We start from the raw sequence: 22,970 nt of genomic DNA, 5'->3' as shown, positions 1-22,970 counted from the left end.
GCCATGAGTGCCGCCGCAGAATCCTCCGTTACTGCCACCAACGTCATTTGGATCGAGGAGACCGGGATCGCGGACATCCCCTCGGTGGGAGGAAAGAACGCCTCCCTCGGGGAGCTCAGCCGGGCACTGAAATCAGCCGGGGTCCGGGTTCCTGAGGGGTTTGCCACCACGGCCTCCGCCTACCGTGCTTTCCTTGCCGCGAACGACCTCGAACCCCGGATCGAGATGCACATGGAGGAACAGCGCGCCGGGACTCTCACGCTGCGCCAGGCGGGGGCCGCGATCCGTGAACTCTTCCTGCAGGCAACCTTTCCGGAAAGCATCGCCGCGGATATCCAGGAGCACTACCGGAATCTCTGCCAACGGGCCGGGCAGCCCGCCGTTTCCGTAGCGGTCCGCAGCAGTGCTACAGCTGAAGACCTGCCGGATGCCAGCTTTGCCGGGCAGCAGGAAACCTTCCTTAACGTGGCCGGCGAGCGCGGGGTCCTCGACGCGTGCCGGCGCTGCTATGCCTCGCTGTTTACGGACCGGGCCATCAGCTACCGCGAGATGAAGGGGTATGACCACCTGGACGTTGCCCTGTCCGTCGGCGTGCAACGCATGGTCCGCTCGGACGTTGGCGCATCCGGGGTGATGTTCTCGCTCGATACCGAATCCGGATTTCCCGGCGTGGTGGTCATCAGTGCGGCCTGGGGACTGGGGGAGACAGTGGTGCAGGGGACCATCAACCCGGACAAGTACCAGGTGTTCAAGGGGCTCCTCGCAGACCAGCGCTTCAGCCCGGTCATCGAGAGGGAGATCGGGGCCAAAGAACGCAAGATGGTTTACAGCCAGGGCGGGGATGCCCGGACCCGGATGGTCGATACTACGGAGCGGGAGCGGCGCTCGCTGGTGCTGGATGACCGGGAAGTGGTCCTGCTGGCCCGGTGGGCAGTGGCCGTTGAGGACCACTACGGCCGTGCGATGGATATGGAGTGGGCCAAGGACGGCGTGACCGGCGACCTCTTCATGGTGCAGGCGAGGCCGGAAACCGTGCAGGCGCGCCGGAGCACATCCAGCTTCCGCACGTACCACCTGGAAAAGCCCGGCCGCGTCCTCGTCACCGGCGCAGCAATCGGCGACTCCATCGCCAAAGGCCGGGCATGCGTGGTCCAGGATGCAAAGGACATCGAATCCTTTGTTGATGGCTCCGTGCTGGTCACCCGGATGACTGACCCGGATTGGGTGCCCATCATGAAGCGGGCCGCGGGCATCATCACCGACCACGGCGGTCCAACCAGCCACGCCGCGATCGTCAGCCGGGAGCTGGGGGTGCCCGCCGTGGTGGGAACACGGAACGCCACGGAGGTACTGCCCGACGGCGTCCCCGTCACGTTGTCCTGCGCGGAAGGCGAGGAGGGCCGCGTCTATGAGGGGCTGTTGGAGTTCTCCGTGGAAGACGTGGACATGCACGCATTGCCAGCCACCCGCACGGCCGTGATGATCAACATCGCGAGCCCGGCGGCAGCTTTCAAGTGGTGGCGTTTACCCGCCGCCGGCGTAGGCCTGGCCCGGATGGAATTCATCATCAACAACCTGGTCCGTATCCACCCGATGGCCCTGGTCCACCCCGAAAAGGTGGCGGACCAGGAGGAGTCGGCGCTGATCCGTCAGCTCACCAGCGGCTACCCGGACCCGCAGGAGTACTTCATCGACGTACTGGCCACGGGAATCGCCAAGATCGCCGCACCTTTCCACCCCAAGCCGGTGATTGTGCGGCTCAGCGACTTCAAGAGCAATGAGTACGGCCACCTGATCGGAGGCAGTGCCTTCGAGCGGCCGGAGGAGAATCCCATGCTGGGGTTCCGCGGGGCATCCCGCTACTACAGCAGCCACTACCGGGAGGGGTTCGCCCTGGAGTGCAGGGCACTGAAACGGGTCCGGGAACAGGCGGGGTTCGCCAATGTCATTGTCATGGTTCCCTTCTGCCGCACGGTGCGGGAGGCCGACCAGGTCATCCAGGCGATGGAGGAGCAGGGGCTGGTGCGCGGCGTGGACGGGCTGCAGCTGTACATGATGTGCGAGATCCCCTCCAACGTGGTCCTGGCGGAGGAATTCGCCAAGCGCTTCGACGGCTTCTCCATCGGGTCCAACGACCTCACCCAGCTGGTACTGGGGGTAGACCGCGACTCGGAAGAGCTTTCGGGACTGTTCGATGAGCGGGACCCGGCAGTGATGTCGATGATTGCCCAGGCGATCAGCAAGGCCCACGCCGCCGGGATCAAGATCGGGATCTGCGGGCAGGGGCCCAGCAACCATCCGGACCTGGCGGAGTTCCTGGTCAAACAGGGAATCGACTCCGTCTCGCTGAACCCGGATACCTACGTCAGGACCCTGCCCGTTATTGCTGCGGCAGAGGCAGCCTTGGCCAAGGGGCAATAAAATGCGTGGCCCCCACAGGGCCACGCACCGGCGTCGTACCTTGACTGTCCTCAATCCCTGCTGATGGGGATCTTCGACGCCGCGGCTGTCTGTCCCTGCTCCGGCATTGGCGCCCGCACCTCAAGGACTCCGTCCTTGTAGGATGCCGTTATGTCGCCCTGCTGAACTCCACTTGGGAGGGGAATCCGCCTGACAAACGAACCGTAGCGGAACTCGGAACGGTAGCTGTCCTTGTCCTTGTGTTCCTGCTTTTCCTGCCGTTCGCCTTTGATCGTCAGGACGCCGTCTGTAACCGTCACGTCCACGTCCTTCTCCGGGTCGACGCCGGGCAGCTCGGCCCGCACCACCAGCGTATTGCCGTCCACCATTTCTTCAACCCGGATGGCGGACGTCCCCACATCGCCTTCAAAAAGCCGTTCGATGACGTCCATGGGGGAGCGGCGGTTCTCGAACCATTTCATCAGGTCAGTCATTGTTGTCTCCTGCTCAGGTGGATGCCGGCCCATCGCGTTGCCCGGCAGTTCCACCATCCCCTTCCCGGGAATCCGGTTCCAGAGGCAAAGGTCCCAGCCCCGGTCCGCTGGCCGCGGCGGGCGGGCGGCGGGTAAGCCGGCCGATGATTTCGATGGCCACGCATCCCGCGGCGGCCACTGCTGCCGCGGGCACCAGCAGGCCGGCAGGCGGCACGTTCACACGGAAAAAGTCCTGCGTCAACGGCACCGTGAACAGCAGGACCAGCCCCCCGTACATTCCGGCAAGGATCAGGACCTTGGTCCAGTTCAGCGGGCGGGAGGCCAGCACCAGGATCCACGCCGCCACCAGGCCCAGGGTCACCGTTGCCGCGGACTGGGCGTCTTCCTGGCCGTAGCCTTCCCAGGATTGGGCGTAGACGCTGACGGCCAGGACGCACAGGGCCGCGCAGGCACCAGCCGGCAGGGCGAAGGCCAGCGAGCGCCGCAGGAATCCGGGTGCGTAGCGCTGTCCGCCGGGCTGCAGGGCCAGGAAGAACGACGGCAGGCCAATGGTCAAGCCGTCCAGCGCGGACATTTGCCGGGGCAGGAACGGGAAGGCGAGCAGCATAATGCCGGTCACGACGGAGATGACCGTGGCGTAGACGGTCTTGCTGAGGAAGACCAGGGAGACGCGCTCGATATTGCTGATAGCCCGGCGTCCCTCGTCCACCACCGCCGGCAGCCTCTCGAACCGTCCATCAAGGAGCACCAGCCGCGCCACCGCCTTGGTTGCCGGTGACGCCGAGTCCATGGCGATGCCCAGGTCCGCCTCCTTGAGGGCCAGGACGTCATTCACTCCGTCCCCGGTCATCGCCACGGTATGTCTGCGCCGTTTCAGGGCCTGGATCAGGTCCCGCTTCTGCGACGGCGTTACGCTTCCAAAAAGGTCGCAGCCCTCTACCGTCTCCTCAAGCCGGAGGGGGTCCTCGGGCAGGCTGCGCGCGTCGAAGGCAACGCCGGTTCCAAATCCGACGGCGCGCGCCAGTGCAGCAACGGTCCGGGGGTCATCACCGGAAATGATCTTGACCGAAACCCCTTGGCGCCGGAAGTAGTCGAGCGTGTCGGCGGCATCACGGCGGATGCTCTCACGGAAGGTCAGCAGCAGCACCGGCACCAGATCCATCGGGAGGCCATCCTCCGGGGCTCCCTGCGGGAGCGGGGCAGGCAGATGCGCCAAGGCAAGGGTCCGGAGGCCGGTGGTGGCAAGGGCCGCGGCCTGGCTGTGCGCCGCGGCGCTTCCGGGTGAGGCAAGGACCGCGTCGGGTGCTCCCAGGATCCAGGTGCCCGGGGCCGCCGACTCCGGCGCGAATGTGACCGAGCTCCACTTCCGGGCTGAAGAGAACGGCACCGAATCCTGCTCACGAAGCGGCAGCAGGACCGGAAAGGCGGCTCCGATGGCGGCAGCGGTGCTGCTGGCGTCAGCGTTGCCGCCGAACCATTCCAGCGCCGCCTGCCAGCCCGCTGCCCGGGCCCTCCCGGTGTCGTGGAGGCCGTCGAATTCGATGGCCCCGGAGGACAAGGTCCCGGTTTTGTCGAGGCACAGGACGTCCACCCTGGCCAGGACCTCCACCGCGGCAAGTTCCTGGATCAGGACCTTTTGGCTGGCAAGCCGGAGCCCGCCCACGGCAAACGCCACGCTGGTCATCAGGAGGAGCCCCAGGGGAATCATGGCCATGATGCCCGCTATGGCGCCGACCGCGGCCGGGACCCACTGTCCCGATCCCATGGCCCCGGCCCAGCCGCCCTGCTCCAGCATCTGGGCATTCGTAAGCAGCAGGGCCGTCGGAAGGAGCAGCCACGTGATGACGGCAAAGACTTTTTCCAGCCCCCTGCGGATCTCGGACGTGACCAGGGAGAACCTGCGTGCTTCGGCTGCCAGCCGGTAGGCGAACGTCTCTGGACCCACGCGGAGCACCGTGGCCCGGCCGGTGCCGGCCAGGATCAGTGAACCGGACAGCAGCACCGCGCCGCCGGTTTTGGGTATCGGTTCGGATTCGCCGGTCAGGAGGGATTCATCCACCTCGAGCGGGGCTCCGGCCAGGAGCAACAGGTCAGCGGTGACCTGGTCCCCGGCGTTGAGGACCACGAGGTCGTCGGGGACAAGGTCCTCGGAGGAGATGGTTTCCCGGGCGCCGTTCCGGACCACCGTGTTCCTGGCAGCCTGCAAAATGGCCAGCTGGTCCAGGGACCGCTTGGCCCGGTACTCCTGGATGATGCCGATCAGCGAGTTGCTGACTGCCGACAGGCCGAAGAGCGCATCCCGCCACTGGCCAAGGACCAGCAGCAGGATGAAACACCCTCCCACCACCGCGTTGAAGAGGGTGAACACATTCGCCTGGACGATCTCGCGGACGCTCCTGCTGGTTGCCGTCGGCACGCTGTTGACGCGCCCGGCAGCGGTCCGTTCGAGTACTTCGGCGGTGGAGAGCCCGTCCCGGGAATGGCGGATGTCCACTCCCGGGCCCGGTGCGCTGTGGTCCCCAGGTATCGGCATCGCGCGGCGAGGCGGCAGGCCCCGGTCAGCCGTCGTGCTGCTTGTGCATCCGGGTGATCACGGTGGGGCACGGTGGTTGGCTGAGCACGGCATGTGCCGTGGACCCCAGGACGAACCTTCCGAAGCCACCTTTTCCGCGGCTTCCCAGGACCAGCAGCCGGGCCCCGGCGGCAGCGCGCAGCAACGCATCGGCCGGTTCCAGCACGGTTTCCATGACCGTGTGCACTGCGAGGTCCGGGTAGTCCTGCCGGAGGCCGGCCTCCGTTTCGGACAGCACGATCCGTTCCTCCTCGACCACATGGGTGGCAAAACTGCTCTGCGGGAGCCCTGCAGCGATCCACCGGTTGGGGCCGGTGAAGGCGTAGAGAATGGTCAGTTCCTCGCCGAGCGCGTCAGCTTCGGCGGCCGCGAACGCTACCGCCTGGGTTGCTTCCCGTGAGCCGTCCACGCCGACAAGGATGCCGCGGCCCTCCGCCTGGCCGTCGCCGATGACGGCCACGGGGCACTCGGCCGTCGCAGCTGCCTGGAGCGCCCGGTCCGTCAGGGCGCCGCGGTTGTGCCCGCTGGTCCCGAGGACAAGCATGGACGCATTCTTTGAATAATCACCCAATGCAGCCCCCACACCGCCTTCGAGGAGCTGCAGCGAGACCTCCAAGCCCGGTTCGGCGGCGGTGGCCTTTTCGCCGGCCTCCTTCAGCAGCCCCAGCCCGGATTCCCGCAGGACTTCCAGGTAGGGCAGGACTTCTGCTGCCATCCACCGGTCGTCAACAACGTTCACGACGGCGAGCGGGCAGTGGAGCCTGTTGGCCCGGGCAGCTGCCCACATCAGGGCAGCATTGGCAGCGGACGTTTCAGAGATGCCGACGGCGATTGGCTTGGCAGGTGCCATGGGGACCATCCTTTGCTGGTTCTATGTAAGTGGTGACGGGTGGGGCTGCACGGCCTAGTCTGCGGTGGGCTCCCGGGGCGGCCACCAGTGGGTTGGGGCGGCGATGACGAACCTGCGGCCGCTGATGTCCTCCGGCGTGATCCGGAGCAGGACGTTTTTCTGGCCGGGCTGCCACGGGGACAGGCCCGCCTCCATGGCATCCCTGATTTCCTCGTCGTCGGACACCACCATGGCATGGCCCTTCAGGATGACGCTCCAGGCGATGGTGCCGTACTGGTTCATTCCGTCTGCTTCGACGGCCACCGCCTTCCGGTCCGGAAGGGAGGCCAGCTTGGTTCCTTCGCCGGTACGGATGAGCAGCGTGCCATTGGTGGGAACAAAGTTCACCGGGTAGTTTTCCACCCCGGCCCCGTCGGCGAAGGCGATCCTGCAAAGGGACGTCGATCGGAGGTACCGCCAGCAGTCGTGGACGCCGAGTTCCTTGATTTCCGGTTCTGTCGCTGCGCTGTTCATGGCCGTAGCTTAGGGCGGCAGGCCCGCTGCGGCTAGGGAAGAAGGTCCCGCCCCACGGCCCGGGCCCGATACCAAGACTACTGAGGGTATTTTTCGCCGTGCTCTCCTACCATTGGAGGAGAAGCGTCTTCATGCTCTTGTGAAGGCGGAATTGGGGGCGGAGGCCGGCACTTCCGTTTCGGATACTTAGACCGCGCCAGGGATCCGCAGCGCCGCAGGTTCCTTCCGCAGGAGGTGGGACGTGGGCACTGAGCAGCCGTGGCGCTCCCCGACGAGGGACACTGTGGAGGACCCGCTCCGGGACTTCGCTGCCCGGGGAGACGAACCGCCGGATAACCAGGAACGGATCAACGGCCTGTTGGCTGCCGTGGTTGCCCTCGCCCAGGATCTCAGCCTGGAGGCTGTCCTGGACCGCCTTGTCCGCTCGGCCTGCGCCCTGGTTGGCGCGAGGTACGGCGCGCTGGGGGTCATCGGCGAGGACCGCACGCTGAGCCACTTCATAACCGTGGGAATCGATGAGCAAGGTATCCGTGCCATCGGCGAACTGCCCACTGGCCATGGCGTCCTGGGGCTGCTCATCCGCGAACCGAAGCCCCTGCGCCTCCACGACCTGGGCCGGCACCCCATCACCTCCGGGTTCCCGCCGAACCACCCGCCCATGAAAACCTTCCTTGGCGTCCCTGTCCGCGTCCGCGACGAAGTCTTCGGAAACCTCTATTTGACCGAGAAACAGGGCGGGCAGGACTTCACCGCGGAGGATGAAGACCTCGCCGTTGCTTTGGCGGCAGCGGCCGGAGTGGCAATCCAGAATGCCCGCCTCTTTGAAAACAGCAGCCGCCGGCAGAAATGGCTGGAGGCAGGCATGGAACTGAGCAGCCGCCTGATCATGGCCTCCCAGCCGGGTGATCCGGACGACCTCGACCTTGTTGCAGGCACCGCTTTGAAGGTCTCAGACTCGGTGCTCGCGGTCATTGCCGTTCCTGCCGGCGACGGAGCGCTGCGGTGCCGGTCGTCCCTTGGCGTCCAGGGCATTCAATCCGGCCAGGAGCTGATGGCCTCCAGTGCAGTGTCCAACGTTATCCTGGACGGCGGTTCAGTCGTGGCACGGGACCCGCGGCAGGTTTTCGACGACGGGATGGCAGGAAAACTCGGTTCCGTCCTGGTGTGCTCCCTGGGGCACAGCTCCACCGAAAACGGGGTGCTCCTGCTGGCCCGCGCCCACGGGTCACCCGTGTTCGCGCAGGCGGAGGCGGAATCCAGTGCCATTTTTGGGAGCCGCATAGGCCTGGCGCTTGACCTGGCGCGCGTCAACGCCCTGCGTGAACAGAACCTCCTTTTCACCGACCGGGAACGGATTGCCCGGGACCTGCATGACCTGGTGATCCAGCGCCTGTTTGCGGCCGGACTCAGCATCCAGAGCCTGCGCCGTTACACCCTTGATCCGGTAGCGCACGAACGGATTGCCGCCGTGACCACCGAACTCGATGACACCATCCGCAAGCTGCGGGACACCATCTACTCGCTCAGGACCGCTGACGAGGAACGCGAACCGTTGACCGGCCGGATCCTGCGCGTGGTCAGGGAAAGCTCCCGCAGCTACGCGGTGACGCCCAAGGTATCCCTGGACGGGCCGGTGGACTCGGTGGGGGAAGACGTGGCCGTCCACCTGCTGTGCGTGGCGTCGGAGGGACTCAGCAATGCCCTGCGGCATTCAGGTGCGGAGGACATCCAGGTCTCGGTGGCCGTGGGCCCGGACCAGGTGCAGCTCCTCATCAGCGACAACGGCCGGGGCTTCACCGAACCGGACCACGAAAGCGGCCTGGCGAACATGCGCCAACGAGCAGGCCAACTGAACGGCAGTTGCACCATCGACAGCGCGCCCGGAACGGGTACCAGCCTGACATGGACGGTCCCGCTGGCGTAGCCCCGGCCAGCGGGGCGTCAGGCAGGGTCCGTGGAGCTCTTGGTGACGAAGACGGCTGCCTGCGTCCGCCGCTCGAAGCCCAACTTGGCCAGGATTGACGAAACGTAGTTCTTGACGGTTTTTTCGGCCAGGAACAGGTCATCGCCGATCTGCCGGTTGGTCAGCCCCTGGCCGATCAAAGCGAGCACTTTCTTCTCCTGCGCGCTCAAGCCGTCCAGCCGGGGGTCGGTAGGCGCCGTGGACAGGCCAGCAATGATCTGCTGCTCAACTCCCGGATCAAAGAGGGACTCGCCGGCAGCAGCCCTCCGGATTCCGGCAAGGAGATCATCACTCCTGATCTGCTTCAGGATGTACCCCGATGCGCCGGCCAGGACCGCTCCCCGGAGGGCCTGTTCGTCGTCGTAGCTGGTGAGGATCAGGCAGCGCAGGCGCGGATCAAGCGAGCGCACATCCCGGCAGACCTCGATCCCGGTGCCGTCCGGAAGCCGGCCGTCGAGGATGGCGATGTCCGGGTGCAGGGCGGGGATACGCCGCGTGGCTTCGGCCGCGGAGCCACTCTCGCCCACCACGAGGAACCCCTCACCCTCCAACAGGTCCTTCAGTCCCTGCCGGACGAGTTCGTGGTCATCAAGGATGAACACACGGACCTGCTCGGGAGATCCCGCCGCTTCGTCAGCCCCAGTCTCATGCATCTGCACCGAACGCTCCCACAATCTCCACGATTCAACCCGCCTGCGCGGGGCGGCCCCCAGGAAGGGCCTGGTCCCATTGTTCCCTGCGCCGCGGGGCGCGGGAAGGGACCAAAGTCCGGCAGGCCCGGCATGTCGCCGCCGCGGCTGCGGCCGGGCACCGTGGCACCGTCCCGCCGTGATGACCTTTGGCCCTGTCCTCCGCTGCGGTTCCAGTCCACGCTGGGGTGGGAGAAACAGGAGGCAACGTGGCAGACCAAGGGAACGGGGCGGCGGTGCCTGGCTCCGGCCAGCGTCCCAGGATCATTGTGGGCGTGGACGGATCCGAGGCGTCCGTCGCAGCGCTGCGGGTGGCCCGGACCCTGGCGGAGCCGCTCTCGGCGCCGGTGGAAGCCTGGGCATGCTGGGACGTTCCAGCCGGCTACGGGGTGTACCTCGCCGTGGGGATCGAAGGCTTCAAATATGCCGCCGACCAGGTACTCCAACAAACGCTGGTGGACGCTTTCGGTGAGGTGCCGGCCTTCGTGCACCCCCGCCTGGTACGGGGCAGGCCCGGCCCCGCGCTGATCGATGCGAGCCGAAACGCCTCACTGCTGATTGTCGGAAGGCGGGGGCACGGAAACTTTGTGCCGGGATCGGTCAGTTCAGCCTGCGTGAGCCATGCCTACTGCCCGGTGCTCGTGGTGCACGCCCCGGAAGGCAGAGACAAGGCTGACGCCGGCGAAACCCATTCCGCTGCCGCCCCCTAATACGACAGGGCGCCTCCGGCGCCCTGGCCGGGTGCCCGCGTGAGGCTGGGCACGGTGGGGGCGCCGTCGTCGTACGGGCGCCGGAAGGTCCTAGTGCGTGTGCCGGCCCTGCCCATGGTGGTGTGCTGCCTCTTCCCCCACCAGTTCGTGAAGCCCTTCGACGGCCCTGGCGAGTGACAGGCCGGGGGAGTCGACGATCAAAGGCATCAGGAGCCGGTTCTCCTTGTCCAGGTGCAGGGCAAAGATCCGCTGGATGGCGCCCGCGGCCACGGCGGCCGCAACGCCCCCGGCCGTCCTGAGCTCGTCCACCAGTCCCACGATGGCCTGGTGCTCGGCCAGCATTCCGTCAACCAGCAGCCTGCCCTCAGGCATGCCGTGGGGGCCGCTGTAAAGGGGGCCCTCTTCCGCGAGGGCATGCGGCACCAGCTCTTTGTCGCACCAGTCCAGCAGGGCAGCCTGTGCCTGCTCCGCAGCGCCGGAACCGCCCGCCTCCACCGCTTCGGTGAGCAGGCCCACCAGCCCGTTCAGATGCCGCAGCATGGCGCCATGGTGCGCCTCCACCGCCTGCAGTGCCGCTGCCTCGGCGGAGGCATCCTTGGCAGTCCCGGGTTCGGCGTTCATTCGCTGTTGCCCTCCACGTGGGTGGCATGGCGGCTGGTGGTGCGCAGGGACCAGCGGAGGTCCTTGATGGCCCAGTAGGCCGCCGCGTTCATCACCGTGAAACCTGCGATGCCCAGCAGCGGTACCCGGACCACCAGCCCCAGGATCAGGACGGCCGCGCCCGCGGCAACCAGCGCAAGTCCGCGCCGGAAGCGGGTACGCAGTGAAACGGCAAAGGCATCCTTGTTGAGCATGGCTGCCAGCCTTGGGTCTTCCGACTCAAGGGCGTTGCTGATCAGGTCGAGTTCGCGTTTCTCGAATTCAGAGAGTGGCATGGCTGCAGCCCACTGTCCTTTGCCTGCGGGAGCCACGGTCTCAGGTACCCGGGTGGCCGCGCAGGACGGCCAGCCTGTTCTGGTATTCCGCAGCGTCGATCTCCCCGCGGGCGAAGCGCTCGGCCAATACGTCCTCGGCCATCCGAGGGGGCTGTGGGTGGGTGCCGTAGGGGGAGGGGGCCCGCAGGGAACGGGCCAGCAGCACGATGCCGGTGATGATGGCGCCCCAGACCACCACCATGCTGATGCTCATCAGGACGTAGCCCCACAGGCCCATGCCATCGTTCCAGCCGTACACTTCCGCGACCTCCGGTCCCATGAAGGCGGACGCCAGCCGTCTGCTTTCCGTTCCAGTATTGGGCCCCCGCAGGGTTGCCGGGGAGAGCCATTGGTCCCGTTTCGGCCTGCGTCAAAGCCCCAGCAGGGCGCCGGGCGTGGCGAAACCGTACCCCGCGGCCGTGACGCGGTCGACCACCTGCGGGATGGCCCGCTCTGCACCGCGCACCTGCTGGGCGATTGGGTCAGTGTCCAGGCCGATGAACGCCGGGTGGTCAGGAATCCCCGGACCCGCCGGGTTCGCTCTCCGGAGTGTGGACTACCAGCACCGGGCAATGGGCGTGCGCCACGATGGCGGAGCTGACCGAGCCCAGGAGCAGGCCGCCGAATCCGCCGTGCCCCCGCCGGCCCACCACGACCATGTCGGCCTCGCGGCTGGCGTCGATCAGCGCTTCGCGGGGATGGCTGCGGATCAGGGTCGACGTGACGTTGGCCGGTGCCTCGCCTCCGAAGGCTTGGGCCAGGGTGTCGTCCAGGACTTTCCGGGCACCCTCCTCGAAGCCCTCGACGCCCATCATCACGTAGCCGCTGTACATTTGCGGGTATTCCCAGCAGGCGATGGCCTGGACCTTGGCGCCCAGTGGGGTGGCCATCCGTTGGGCCTGCCGAAGTGCCTCCACGGACGCTTCCGACCCGTCGACGCCTACCACGATCCTGGCTATTGGTGCCCCGGCAATGCTCATGTCTGCTCCCTCATTGGACCCGCGTTTGTCACGCCCATCATGCCTGCGGATGCGTGCCGGGGCTAGGGACGAAGGTCATGGCGCTCCGGGAGCTGGGGGCACGGCTGGGGGAAGGGGCGCTGCAGGCCACCCGGGTTCAGCGGCGCCCTGGTCCAGCCGGAAGGGCGGATACTCGTCCCGCATCAGCGCTGTGTACACCACTACACGGTAGATCCAGCGGTTAATGCCGAGGATGAAATCGAAGAGTGGGCGCTGGTACCGGCCGGTGAACAGCAGGATCACTGCCGCGACCAGGACCAGCAGTCCCAGCAGGGACAGTCCGGATCCCCGTTCGTAGGTGCTGCCGATGACGTTGTCGTCGCCCTGCCACCGCCAGACAGCGCCCGTTGTCCCCGCGAAGGCGCCCACCAGGAGCAGGTGCGGGATGGCCAGGAGCCACCACTTCACCAGGACCAGTCCGCGCGAGAGCCGCTGGGGGTAGTCCACTTCGAAGTCGGCGGGGTAGTTGGCCCGTTTGAGCGTGAACGGCGGGTAAAGATCGGTTCCCACGGCGGCGTAGGCGTAGAAGGCCACACGCCAGTTCCACCGCAGGACGCCGACGTTGAAGTCGAAGAGTGCCCGCGGGTAGCGGCCCGTGAACAGGATGGCGAATCCTGCCACGATGGTGGTGATGGCGAAAGCGAACCAGAGGAAGAAGAGCAGGATGAAGTGGGGTATCGCCAGGAACCACTTGACCAGCCACATCCACCGGGTAAGGGCCGGATCGATCTCGCCGAAGAGCCGTGCAGGGTAGCCGGGGCGCCCTCCCGCCGCGACTGTTCCCACGGTGGATGGCGGTGGGGGAACCGCGTGGCGGCCCAGTCCGGTGGCGCCAATAATGAGGAGGGGCACACCGATCAGCAGGGCTATGGTGCCGCCCACCAGCAGCCCTGTGGCGGCCGGCCGGATCAGGTCGGAACGGAAGCCGGCCTGCGCCTGCACATCGACCCCGGCGGAGGCGTCGGCGTTCATTACCACCACTTCCCAGGTGCCGGGCGTGATGTTCCAGCTAAGCTCCTGTGCTCCCGTTCCTGACACGGAGGCGGTCCAGAACAGCTGGTCCGCGGGCGGTGAAGCCGGGTTGCCGCCCGGTACGTCGCGGTATTCGGCGCGGAAGGGCCGCTGGCGGATGTTGAGCAATTCCGAGTGGTGAACCCCTGAGAGGTACTGTTCGGCGTCCGCCTGCGGGGCGATGCCGACGAAGACCGGTTTGCCAGGGGCCACCGGTTCGATGCGCAGCCGCAGGGTGCCAACGTCGAAGGGCAGCCTGCCCGGAACATCGTCTCCGATGGCGTCGGCGCGCGGGGAAGTCAGGGCGTAGGAAGTGACGGAGAAACGCGACGTGCCGGACGTCAGGAAGCCATCTCCCTGGATGGTTCCCACGGCTGATGCCACGGCCCCGCCTGCCAACGCGGCCAGGCCCGGGAGTGTCAGCAGGATCCCGAGGATCAGCATGATGATGGCCGCGGTCTTCTTCATGGCAGTGGACCTTCCGCGTTGCAGGGCGGCCGGCGCTGCGGCCTAGATGGCGTTCTTGGCGGCCTGCGTCCGGGTAATGATGGTGGGGCAGGGCAGGTGCTTCAGGACACCGTGGGCCGTGGAACCGAGCAGGAGCCGTTTGAAGGCGCCGCGGCCCCGGCTGCCGACCACCAGTAGCCGGGCTCCGGCGGCGGCGTCGACAAGTGCGTCCACCGGGCCCCTGTCGGTTTCCAGCCGCTGGTGGACGGTGAGGTCGGGGTAGTCCTCCTTCAGCCCGGCGACGGTTTCGGAGAGGACCACCCTGTCCTCATCCACAATGAGGTCGGCAAGCGCGGCCGGGGTCAGGCCGGCATCGACAATGGGGTTGGGCACGCTCACCGCATAAACCACCGTGAGCTCGTCTCCCTCCCGGTCCGCCTCGGCGGCTGCGAAGGCAACGGCCTGGGAGGCTTCGGGGGATCCGTCGACGCCCACCACCACCCCTGACCTGCCTTCGAGGTCCTGGGTTCCGACGACGGCGACAGGGACTTTGGCGGCGGTGGCGACCTGGAGTGCGCGGTCGGCAAGGGAGCCGCCGAGGTGCCCGCTGCCGGAGCCGATCACCATCATCGACGTCTTCTTGGAGTATTTGGCTAGGGACCCGCCCACGCTTCCGGTGAGCAGTTCAGTGGCAGGGGTGAGGGGAACGGCTCCTTCGAGGCGTCCTGCGGCGGTCTTGAGGAGTTCCTCGCCCGCCTGCTGGAGTGTGCCGAACCATGGGTAGGGCTCGGCAACCCAGCGGTCGTCCACCACGTGGAGGACCACCAGTGGCAGGCCGGCGCGGTGGGCGCGGCGGGCTGCCCACAGGACGGCGGCCTGGCTTTGGGCAGAGTCGTTGGTGCCCACAGCGATGGGTTTCTGGGATGTCATGGCCGCACTTCCTGCTCGTCGTGAACTGGGTTCCTGCCTTTCAAGACTGTCCGCGGCCCCCGCCGGGCTGTAGGGCCAAAGGTCACCGAAGCGCTGGTCAGGACCCTGCAGGCCCGGGTCCGGCGGGAGCGGCGGGAGCGGCGGGCTCCGGCCCGGGCGCATCGCTTTCTGCCAGGGCCTTGTAGATGGTCCAGCCGACGGCGGTGAGCGGGACCGCCAGCAGGGCACCGATGACACCTGCGAGGGTGGCTCCAGCCGCCAGGGCCAGGATGATCACCAGTCCGTGGATCCGCAGTACCCGGCCCATGAAGAGGGGCTGCAGGATGTGGTGTTCAAACTGGTTGGCGGCCACCAGGAGCACCAGGACGATGAGCGCGGGAACAGGCCCATTTTCGACCAGGGCCACCAGCACGGCCAGGCTGCCCGCGGTGGTCGCGCCGATGATGGGAATGAAGCCGCCCAGGAAGACCACCGCCGCCAGGGGGACTGCCAACGGAACCCTCAGTACCAGGAGCCCGATCAGCACGATGACGGCGTCAATGGCAGCAATGACAAGGGTTCCCCGCACATATCCGCCAAGCACCACGATGCTGCGGTCGGCAGCGAGATGGGCCTTTCCCTGGCGTCTTCCGGGAAGGAAGCCGATCAGGAAGGCCCGGATCTTCTCCCCGTCCTTGAGGAAGAAGAACAGGATGACCGCCGTCAGTACCGTGCCGGCAGCAATCTCACCCGCTGTCCTCAACCCGGTCAGCGCGTCGGCCCCCAGGGTGCCCCCGGCCAGGAATTTCTGGAACTCCGCGCGGGCGGCATCGATCTGTTCGTTTGTCAGGGCGACGGGTCCGGTGGTGATGAATTGCTGCAACTGTCCGATTCCTGCTTCTGCCCGGGCCGCCAGCACGGAGGCTTCCTGGCGGACCAGGGCGATGATTCCACCCACCACGCCTGCGGCAATGGCCAGGATCAGCAGGAAGGACGACAGGACCGCCAGGGCGCGGGGCCAGCCGCGCGCCGCGAGCCAACGGACCGCGGGAGCCATCGCCGAGGCCAGGATCAACGCCACCAGGACCGGGATGGTGACGAGAGGAACCCGGACAGCCGCCGTCACCACCGTCCAGGCGAGCGCCAGCACGGCGAGCGTCTGGACGGCCCGTATGCTTGCCCGGCCCAGGCCATCGGTCCACAGCACCGACATCCTGGCGGTGAAGGACTGCGGACGGGACGGGCCTGCCGCGTCCCCGTTGGGTGGAACAATCCGTTCCATGGGCTTTCTCCTTGCCTGCCGTGTGCACCCAAGGTTCCATCGGCATTGGTTGGTCAGTATGCTTACTATTGTCTGCCCAACAGTCAACCAGAAAGGCACCATCATGACTGAACAAAACGTCCCCGACGATGAACTGGAAATCGTGGCGGAAGACGACGTCCTTCTGGATGAGAGCCCGGGCGCGGCGTCCTCCTTGGAACTGGACCCCGTAGCGGGGGAGCCGGACAACTATCCCGGTGCTGCCGAAAACAACCCGGACCGCTGGCAGGAAGACCCGTTGCTGCAGGACGAGGCCCGTGCGGACGGGGAGGAAGACTTCCCGAGCGACCAGGCACTGCGGGATGAAAGCGCCCAGGCGCGGTACCGCTCCGGCGATGAGCAGGTGCCGCCGGACGCCCCCACCCTTGGTGAAGCCGCCGCGGACGTCGATTTTGGGGAAGTCCCCACTGGCCTTGAGGCCGATGCCAACGACGACGAGGAGAACTTTGGCGGCTCGCCCCTGAGCGAGTTCGAGCCTGACGACCTGGAACGCTAGCAACCCTGCCGGCCGGGAATCAGGCCCGGCCCGAAGGGGGAGGAGAACCATGCAATCCAAGGAACTGCTGCAGGAAGCCTTCGGCCGGCTCCCCGGCCTGGTCCGGCAGGCACTCGACGGCCTCGAGGCAGCGCAGCTGCAGCACCGCCCGGGCGGCCACGGCAATTCGATAGCCTGGCTGATCTGGCATACGGGCCGGGTCGAAGATGCGCAGATGGCCTCCGCCGCGGGCCTGGAACAGGTCTGGATGGCGGAGGGATTCGTAGGCCGCTTTGGCCTTCCGCTCGGCGAGCGCGACACAGGCTATGGGCACTCCAGTGAGCAGGTCGATGCCGTCACGGCGCCCCGGGAACTGCTCCAGGAGTACTACGATGCGGTTCACCGCCAGACCGCCAGGGTGCTCGATGGCATCGGCGACTCCGACCTGGACCGCGTGGTTGACAGGCACTGGGATCCGCCGGTGACCTTTGGGGTGCGCCTCGTCAGCATCCTGGGGGACTGCCTCCAGCATGTCGGCCAGGCAGCCTACGCGCGGGGCCTGCACCCGGGGACGGCGGACGCCCGGGGTGCGTGAACTGGTGATACTGGGCACCGCCTCCCAGGTCCCTACGCGGACCCGGAACCACAACGGTTGCTTTCTGCGGTGGGACGGTGCGGGCCTGCTCTTCGACCCCGGCGAGGGCACACAGCGCCAGATGATCCACGCCGGCGTGGCGGCCGGCCACATCACCAGGATCTGCCTCACCCACGTGCACGGAGACCACTGCTACGGCCTGCCAGGGGTGCTGTCCCGCATGGCATTGGACCGCGTGCCGCACCCCGTCCATTTGCACTATCCGGCCTCCGGCGAGGCGGTGGTGCGGGCGCTGGTGTCGGTGAGTTCACCCGGAATCGACCTTCGGCTCCACCCGCATTCGGGTCCCGGGCCCGTGGCGGAGGGCCTGGAGGTCCGGCCGCTCAAGCACCGCATCGAGACGTTCGGCTACCTGCTCCGGGAGGCTGACGGGCGAACACTGTTGCCGGAGCGGTTGCGGGCGGCAGGAATTGCCGGCCCGGACGTGGGCCGGCTGCAACGCGACGGCGTCCTTGGGGTAGTCAGGCTGGAGGACGTAAGCATCCCCAGGCCGGGCCAGCGCTTCGCCTTCATCATGGATACGGCGCCGTGCCCCGGCGCCGAAGAGCTGGCGGATGGGGCGGACCTGTTGGTCGCCGAGTCGACCTTCAGTGACGACGACGACGCCCTGGCAGGTCGGTACCTCCACCTCACTGCCGGGCGGGCGGGGGCCCTCGCGGCGTCCGCCGGCGCACGCACCCTGGTGCTCACCCACTTTTCCGCACGGTACGGTGACGACGTTTCCGTCCTGGCAGACCAGGCCCAGGCGCGGGCCCCGGGGGTTACCGTGATCGCCGCCAAGGACCTTGACCGCATCCCTGTTCCGCGGCGGCGGCAGCCGGAGCGGGAGGCTGCCGGCCCAACAACGGCGATAGGGTTAAACCATGACGGCAGCAGCTGAATCCACGGTCACGTTCGATGGCCGTTTCGCCCGGGAACTGGCGGAACTCGCCGTACCCTGGCGGGCCGAGGAAGCGCCCAGCCCGGAGCTTCTCGTCCTGAATGACAAACTGGCAGCAGACCTGGGCCTTGACCCGCAGTACCTGCGCAGCCCCGAGGGTGTGCGGCTTTTGGTGGGAAACCACGTTCCAGCGGGTGCTACACCTGTGGCACAGGCGTACGCCGGACATCAGTTTGGCGGGTACTCGCCGCTGCTCGGTGACGGGCGGGCCCTGCTGTTGGGCGAGGTCATTGACCGGCGGGGCCGCCTCCTGGACGTCCACCTCAAAGGCTCGGGGCGGACGCCCTTCGCCCGCGCCGGGGATGGCCGTGCCGTCGTCGGGCCCATGCTGCGTGAATACATTGTCAGTGAGGCCATGCATGCACTGCGCATCCCCACCACCCGTTCGCTCGCCGTGGTGGCCACCGGGCGGCAGGTCCGGCGCGATGATATGCTGCCCGGCGCCGTCCTGGCGCGGGTAGCGGGCAGCCACCTGCGCGTTGGCAGCTTCCAGTACGCGCGCGCAACCGAAAACATGGACCTCCTGAAGCGCCTGGCGGACCATGCCATCAGCAGGCACTACCCGCATGCGGCCGGTGCCGCCAACCCCTACCTTGCGCTGTTCGCCGCGGTCGTTTCCGCCCAGGCAGAGCTCATCGCCCGGTGGATGCTCGTCGGCTTCGTGCACGGGGTCATGAATACGGACAACATGACCATCTCGGGGGAGACCATCGATTACGGGCCCTGCGCGTTTATGGACGCCTTCAACCCCGCCGCCGTCTACAGTTCCATCGACGTCGGCGGACGCTATGCCTATGCCAACCAGCCGGTCCTGGCCGAATGGAACCTGGCCAGGCTCGCCGAGGCCATGCTGCCGCTGATTGACCAGGACCCGGAGAAAGCCGTGGCCCCGGCAGTGGAGGTCCTGGGCGGTTTCCGGGGCCAGTACAGCAAGGCCTGGACCCGCGGAATGACGGCCAAGCTGGGCCTGGACAGCGCCGATGAAAACGGCGTTGCCGGGGCCCTGGTGGATGATGTCCTCGACATCCTCAAGGACGGACCCGTGGACTACACCCTGTTCTTCCGCAACCTGGGTAAAGCCGCCCGTGGGGACCGCCGGCCCGTGCGCGGCATGGTCCCTGACCTTGCCGCCCTCGATTCCTGGCTGGTGCGGTGGCACGAGCTCAAGCCGGCCGCGGAGCTGATGGACAGCGTGAATCCCGCGTACATTCCCCGGAATCACCTTGTGGAGGAGGCGCTGTCGGCAGCAACCGGCGGGGACCGGGGGCCGTTGCAGCAACTGCTGGCGGCTGTCAGCGACCCCTTCAATGAACGGCCCGGCCTCGAACGCTATCTTCAAGGGCCCCCTGAGGACTTCGGCAGCTACATGACGTTTTGCGGGACCTGACCGCGGCGGCCCGTCGAGTGCTTTAACGGCAGGAGGGTGGCAGCCGGTTTCCCGGCTGCCACCCTCCCACAATGGTCGGCACCGCCAAGCGGGCCGGACCGGCGAAGACTAGGCTACGCGCACTGCGGAGTACCCGCCGAGCCAGCTGATGGAGTGCACCTCCGTGTCGAAGCCGTTGACGCCGCCGCTGACAACCTGGCCGTTGCCTGCGTAAACGCCCACGTGGCCGGAGGTGATGATCAGGTCACCGGGGGCGGGAGCGCCCACCACCGTGCCGTACTGGAAGAACTGGGTGGGGGCCAGGTCGCCTACGGACTTGCCGACCGAGCGCAGTGCCTTCTCAACCATTGCGGTGCAGTCCTGCTGGACGCCCAGCTGGCTGTAGGCCGAGGCGAGGATCGCGGCTCCGGTGCCCGAGCCGGTAGTGGAAGCTACAGGCGTGGCGGAGGCGTAGGACATGTTCATGCCGGTGTTGGCCGGTGCGGTGGCGGCTGCCGCCTGCACGGGTGCTGCAGCAGGGGCCGGTGCCGGCGCTGCGGTGTAGCCGGCGCCGGGAATCTGGATCTGGTCGCCCGGGTAAATGACCGAGGAAAGGCCCAGGCCGTTGGCGGACAGGACGTCATTGAGGTTGACGCCGTACGCCGCGGCAATGGCGCCGAGGGTGTCGCCGGAAACGACGGTGTGGACATTCCCTGCTGCAGCGGCAGGGGCTGCAGCCGGTGCCGGGGCGGTGGCCTGCACGCTGGTCTGTTCAGTGGTGTCCGGTGCGGTTACACCAGCGTGCGCCGGGGCGCCGACGCCGAACGCAATGCCGGACGCTGCTGCCACAGCAAGCGCCGGGCGGCCCAGTGAGCGGGCCTGCGACTTGGCGGTTACGGCGAGGCCCTCGAGCACAATGGAGCGGGCCGGAGTCGCGCGGTGACGGGCTGGAATGGAATTTTTTGACACGGTTGATCGCCTCTCCCATGCCTGCGGGGTGAGCTGTCGGGTTCGGGCTGGAGATACCCGGCCGGAAGCGGCCCCGCGATGGAGGGAGGCGCTTTCGACTTAACCCCTAGGCCACATGTGGCCGTGGAAACTTGGTTCCCCCGTCCCTGCCAACTGGAGCGGTTGGATCCCATGGTCAGCGGCAGGGCTCGGCATACTGACGGGAATGTCCCGTCTGGGAGGGACACCTGACGACCCTAACCCATGTGCACGCCGATTGTCACATTTAGATAACATACGAGGCTGCCCTCTCGAATTGCGCAAACGTGTGGACGATAAGCCTGCCTGCGGTCTGACCTCGGCTGATGCCAGCGCCGCCGTTCACGGTAACAATGTGGAAACGGCTTCCTGTGTGACCCACCAATCCGCCGGTAAGCTTCGGGACTATGCCCCTGTTCGTGACCACCGCCAGGTTCCCTTTGCTCGGGAGCCTGGTGGCTGTTGCCCTGGCCGCCACCGTTGTCCTTCCGGCCGCTGCCGACGACCCGCCTCCGCCCGGCGGGTACCCCTCTTGGGCAGACGTGCAGGCGGCCCAGTCCTCGGAAGCTTCGAAGGCAGCGGAGATCACCACCATCAACGGGCTGCTGTCCGGCCTTGAGGCAAAGTCTGCGGCGGCAGGGGAAGCGGCCGTCCGCTCGGCGGCCGGGTATGCTGCCGCCGCCGCCGGGCTGCAGGCAGCTTCTTCCCGCCTGGAAACACTGTCCGGCCGGGCCGCCCAGGTCAACGCGGAGTTGGCGCGGTACCGGAAAGACCTCGGCGCCTTGGCAGTCGAGTCCTACAAGACCGGCGGAACCAACGCAGGGTTCTTCGTGGCGCTGGATGCCTTGGGAACCAACAGTGTCCAGGGACTCAACCTGGTAAAGCTCGTGGGGGACAAGACTGCGGCCCTGGTCGCTAAGGCGGCGGCTGCGGAAAAGACCGCCGCCGCCCTTGCCGACCAGGAAAAGGTTGCCAGGAGCGAGCAGGAGCGGCTTTCCGCGGAGGCGAAGGCAACGTTGGATTCCGCCCGCGCGGCCCAGGATTCGCTGGCCCGGCAAGTCGCGGAGGGACAGCGGCATGGCGGCGAACTGACAGCCCAGCTCGCAGCCCTGAAGGGCACGACGGCGGCCCTTGAGGGTGAGTACCGCCAGGGCCAGGCGGCGCAGGCAGCCTACGAGGCGGCCCAGGCGGCCAAGCGCGCCGCCGCGGAGGAGCAGGCACGGCAGCAGGCGGAGGCGGCGGCCAGGGCTGCCGCCGCGGCGGCGCAGCAGCCGAAGGCGCCAGCGCCCGCAGCAAACCCTGCCCCGGCGGGTCCTGACCAGCCCGGCGGTGTCCAACCCGTTCCGGCCCCGCTTCCCGCCGTCGATCCCGGACCGGCCGCCCCGGAAGCGCCGGCCCTGCCGGTTCCGCCCGCCGTCGTCGTTCCTTCCATTCCCGGCGGCGCGGTGAACGATCCGGCCGGAGCGAAAAGCTACGCATCCGGGCGCCTGGCCGCCTTCGGGTGGGGCCAGGACCAGTTCCTGTGCCTGGCCCAGCTGTGGACCAAGGAGTCCAGCTGGCTGACCACCGCCACCAACGCCTACTCCGGTGCCTATGGAATAGCCCAGGCGCTGCCGCCGGGCAAGTACGCCAGTGCCGGCAGCGACTGGCTCACCAGCTACCGCACGCAGGTCGACTGGGGCCTTGGCTACATCAAGGACCGGTATGGTTCCCCGTGCGCGGCCTGGAACCACTCTGTGGCCCTGAACTGGTACTGATTGACGCGTTAGGCTGTTTCCATGCCTGATTTCGAACGGTTCCGCGCGCTGCTCGAAGAGGAGCGGGCGCGGCGCTTGGCACTGCTGCCGGCGCTGCGGGCAGATATCGAAGCCGCAAATTCGGCGCGCCAGGACTCCAATGTGGATGACGAGCACGATCCCGAGGGTGCCACCATTGGCTTCGAACTCTCCCAGGCTTCAGCGCTCCTGAAACAAAGCTCGGCCGGGCTTGGACAGATTGAGGAAGCCCTGGCGCGGCTGGCCGCGGGAACCTATGGTACCTGCGCGGTGTGCGGGGAGCCTATTGCCGAGGGCCGCCTGGAAGCGCGGCCGTGGACGCCGTTCTGCATCCTGCACGCCTCGTCCGGCCGCGGGCGATGACCGGGACCGCGGAGGTGGTGTCGGCGGCGGCGGACTTCGTCGACCGGACGCTGCAGAATGAGGGCTCCTGGTACCGGGCCGACGACGTCGGGAGCCGGCTGGGCGGGCAGCTGGCCTCCTATGGATCGTCGGTGGGGGCCGTCCGGGGGACGGTCCGTGACGCGCTGCGGAAATTCAAGGACCTGGACCACGACGGTACCGTCATGCTGGCCTCCGCCCTGTGGGGACAGCCGCGGCCCGGTTCGCGGCCGGTGTTCGAGCGCCGCCTCGCCGCCGTGGTGCTGCTGCAGACGCGGGTAAGGCTGCTCCGGCATTCCGACCTGACCCGGCTGGAGGGGTTCCTCCGTTCCGCCCGGGCAGGGGACCTGGCGGCGCCCCTGCTTTCCGACGTCCTGGTCCCGCTGCTGGCGGGGCTGGGCGGGCGTGAGCGGCAGCGGGCCGGTGTTGTCCTGGCCCGGTGGCGGGAAGATCCGGACCCCGGGCTCCGGGCGGCAGCGGACGCCCTTGAAGAAGACTTGTCCATTTGAAACGCACCGA

The 22,970-nt window shown here is 67.5% G+C and carries 23 protein-coding genes and 1 riboswitch; of the genes, 10 read left to right on the top strand and 13 right to left on the bottom strand.

Translation table 11 applies throughout. The features are described 5' to 3' along the window. The first annotated feature begins 3 nt into the window (after positions 1-3). A complete protein-coding gene (gene ppsA / locus AC1DIP_RS08460; protein ID WP_476211342.1) occupies positions 4-2,421 on the top strand; it encodes a phosphoenolpyruvate synthase in 2,418 nt (805 codons plus the stop codon). 50 nt (positions 2,422-2,471) lie between these two features. On the opposite strand, the gene AC1DIP_RS08455 is transcribed toward ppsA, so the two are convergent. Genes AC1DIP_RS08455 through AC1DIP_RS08440 form a run of 4 tightly spaced genes read right to left on the bottom strand, consistent with a single transcriptional unit; the run spans position 2,472 to position 6,829 of the window. After that, positions 2,472-2,894, bottom strand: coding sequence for an Hsp20 family protein (locus tag AC1DIP_RS08455; RefSeq protein WP_476211341.1), 423 nt, complete (start codon positions 2,892-2,894; stop codon positions 2,472-2,474). A gap of 13 nt (positions 2,895-2,907) precedes the next feature. Continuing rightward, positions 2,908-5,427 (bottom strand): HAD-IC family P-type ATPase, encoded by a 2,520-nt coding sequence (locus AC1DIP_RS08450; protein WP_476211339.1) that lies wholly within the window; start codon positions 5,425-5,427, stop codon positions 2,908-2,910. 25 nt (positions 5,428-5,452) lie between these two features. Beyond that, positions 5,453-6,316 (bottom strand): universal stress protein, encoded by an 864-nt coding sequence (locus AC1DIP_RS08445; RefSeq protein ID WP_476211337.1) that lies wholly within the window; start codon positions 6,314-6,316, stop codon positions 5,453-5,455. 54 nt (positions 6,317-6,370) lie between these two features. Then, on the bottom strand, positions 6,371-6,829 hold the full coding sequence (locus AC1DIP_RS08440; RefSeq protein WP_477733479.1) for a pyridoxamine 5'-phosphate oxidase family protein: 459 nt from the start codon (positions 6,827-6,829) through the stop codon (positions 6,371-6,373). Between the two features lie 241 nt (positions 6,830-7,070). On the opposite strand from AC1DIP_RS08440, the gene AC1DIP_RS08435 reads away from it, so the two are divergent. Further along, positions 7,071-8,753: a GAF domain-containing sensor histidine kinase gene (locus tag AC1DIP_RS08435; RefSeq protein WP_477733478.1), complete on the top strand. Its 1,683-nt coding sequence runs from the start codon at positions 7,071-7,073 to the stop codon at positions 8,751-8,753. A gap of 17 nt (positions 8,754-8,770) precedes the next feature. Here AC1DIP_RS08435 and AC1DIP_RS08430 read toward each other — a convergent pair whose 3' ends face one another. Then, the gene (locus AC1DIP_RS08430) at positions 8,771-9,445 is read right to left on the bottom strand and encodes a response regulator (protein WP_477733477.1); all 675 of its coding nucleotides are present in this window, start codon (positions 9,443-9,445) and stop codon (positions 8,771-8,773) included. Positions 9,446-9,690: 245 nt separating this feature from the next. On the opposite strand from AC1DIP_RS08430, the gene AC1DIP_RS08425 reads away from it, so the two are divergent. After that, a complete protein-coding gene (locus AC1DIP_RS08425; RefSeq protein ID WP_477733476.1) occupies positions 9,691-10,191 on the top strand; it encodes a universal stress protein in 501 nt (166 codons plus the stop codon). Between the two features lie 90 nt (positions 10,192-10,281). Here AC1DIP_RS08425 and AC1DIP_RS08420 read toward each other — a convergent pair whose 3' ends face one another. From AC1DIP_RS08420 to AC1DIP_RS08390, 7 genes are all read right to left on the bottom strand, one after another. Further along, the gene (locus AC1DIP_RS08420; protein ID WP_476211331.1) at positions 10,282-10,812 is read right to left on the bottom strand and encodes a hemerythrin domain-containing protein; all 531 of its coding nucleotides are present in this window, start codon (positions 10,810-10,812) and stop codon (positions 10,282-10,284) included. Then, complete coding sequence (locus tag AC1DIP_RS08415) at positions 10,809-11,126, bottom strand: DUF3040 domain-containing protein (RefSeq protein WP_476211329.1); 318 nt, start codon at positions 11,124-11,126, stop codon at positions 10,809-10,811. Before AC1DIP_RS08415 ends, AC1DIP_RS08420 begins: the two co-directional genes overlap by 4 nt. Positions 11,127-11,166: 40 nt before the next feature. Next, a complete protein-coding gene (locus AC1DIP_RS08410) occupies positions 11,167-11,445 on the bottom strand; it encodes an SHOCT domain-containing protein (RefSeq protein WP_477733475.1) in 279 nt (92 codons plus the stop codon). 232 nt (positions 11,446-11,677) lie between these two features. Then, positions 11,678-12,145: a universal stress protein gene (locus tag AC1DIP_RS08405; protein WP_477733474.1), complete on the bottom strand. Its 468-nt coding sequence runs from the start codon at positions 12,143-12,145 to the stop codon at positions 11,678-11,680. A 75-nt stretch (positions 12,146-12,220) separates the two neighbouring features. Next, entirely contained in the window at positions 12,221-13,663 is a 1,443-nt protein-coding gene (locus tag AC1DIP_RS08400; protein WP_477733473.1) for a DUF4389 domain-containing protein, read from the bottom strand. A gap of 42 nt (positions 13,664-13,705) precedes the next feature. Beyond that, positions 13,706-14,572 carry a universal stress protein gene (locus tag AC1DIP_RS08395; protein ID WP_477733472.1) on the bottom strand — a complete coding sequence of 289 codons (867 nt, stop codon included), beginning with the start codon at positions 14,570-14,572 and terminating at the stop codon, positions 13,706-13,708. Positions 14,573-14,669: 97 nt separating this feature from the next. Continuing rightward, positions 14,670-15,833, bottom strand: a complete 1,164-nt coding sequence (locus tag AC1DIP_RS08390; RefSeq protein WP_477733471.1) for an AI-2E family transporter — start codon at positions 15,831-15,833, stop codon at positions 14,670-14,672. 103 nt (positions 15,834-15,936) lie between these two features. Here AC1DIP_RS08390 and AC1DIP_RS08385 point away from each other — a divergent pair, with 103 nt between their 5' ends. Genes AC1DIP_RS08385 through AC1DIP_RS08370 form a run of 4 tightly spaced genes read left to right on the top strand, consistent with a single transcriptional unit; the run spans position 15,937 to position 19,329 of the window. Then, positions 15,937-16,368 (top strand): hypothetical protein, encoded by a 432-nt coding sequence (locus AC1DIP_RS08385; protein WP_477733470.1) that lies wholly within the window; start codon positions 15,937-15,939, stop codon positions 16,366-16,368. 49 nt (positions 16,369-16,417) lie between these two features. Then, a complete protein-coding gene (locus AC1DIP_RS08380; RefSeq protein ID WP_477733469.1) occupies positions 16,418-16,942 on the top strand; it encodes a mycothiol transferase in 525 nt (174 codons plus the stop codon). After that, the gene (locus AC1DIP_RS08375; RefSeq protein WP_477733468.1) at positions 16,935-17,882 is read left to right on the top strand and encodes a ribonuclease Z; all 948 of its coding nucleotides are present in this window, start codon (positions 16,935-16,937) and stop codon (positions 17,880-17,882) included. The genes AC1DIP_RS08380 and AC1DIP_RS08375 overlap by 8 nt, the downstream gene beginning before the upstream one ends. Beyond that, positions 17,866-19,329 (top strand): protein adenylyltransferase SelO, encoded by a 1,464-nt coding sequence (locus tag AC1DIP_RS08370; protein ID WP_477733467.1) that lies wholly within the window; start codon positions 17,866-17,868, stop codon positions 19,327-19,329. Before AC1DIP_RS08375 ends, AC1DIP_RS08370 begins: the two co-directional genes overlap by 17 nt. A 108-nt stretch (positions 19,330-19,437) precedes the next feature. Here the strand turns inward: AC1DIP_RS08370 and AC1DIP_RS08365 are convergent, their stop codons facing one another. Beyond that, a complete protein-coding gene (locus tag AC1DIP_RS08365) occupies positions 19,438-20,277 on the bottom strand; it encodes a LysM peptidoglycan-binding domain-containing protein (RefSeq protein ID WP_477733466.1) in 840 nt (279 codons plus the stop codon). Positions 20,278-20,280: 3 nt separating this feature from the next. Then, positions 20,281-20,451: riboswitch (cyclic di-AMP (ydaO/yuaA leader) on the bottom strand. 251 nt (positions 20,452-20,702) lie between these two features. On the opposite strand from AC1DIP_RS08365, the gene AC1DIP_RS08360 reads away from it, so the two are divergent. Genes AC1DIP_RS08360 through AC1DIP_RS08350 form a run of 3 tightly spaced genes read left to right on the top strand, consistent with a single transcriptional unit; the run spans position 20,703 to position 22,960 of the window. Next, positions 20,703-22,052: an aggregation-promoting factor C-terminal-like domain-containing protein gene (locus tag AC1DIP_RS08360; RefSeq protein ID WP_477733465.1), complete on the top strand. Its 1,350-nt coding sequence runs from the start codon at positions 20,703-20,705 to the stop codon at positions 22,050-22,052. A gap of 21 nt (positions 22,053-22,073) precedes the next feature. After that, positions 22,074-22,433: a TraR/DksA family transcriptional regulator gene (locus AC1DIP_RS08355; RefSeq protein ID WP_477733464.1), complete on the top strand. Its 360-nt coding sequence runs from the start codon at positions 22,074-22,076 to the stop codon at positions 22,431-22,433. Then, positions 22,430-22,960, top strand: a complete 531-nt coding sequence (locus AC1DIP_RS08350; RefSeq protein WP_477733463.1) for a DNA alkylation repair protein — start codon at positions 22,430-22,432, stop codon at positions 22,958-22,960. Before AC1DIP_RS08355 ends, AC1DIP_RS08350 begins: the two co-directional genes overlap by 4 nt. Positions 22,961-22,970 lie beyond the last annotated feature (10 nt).

It is taken from the genome of Pseudarthrobacter sp. 05T312, assembly GCF_056396685.1.
This window is presented reverse-complemented; position numbering and strand designations above follow the sequence as displayed.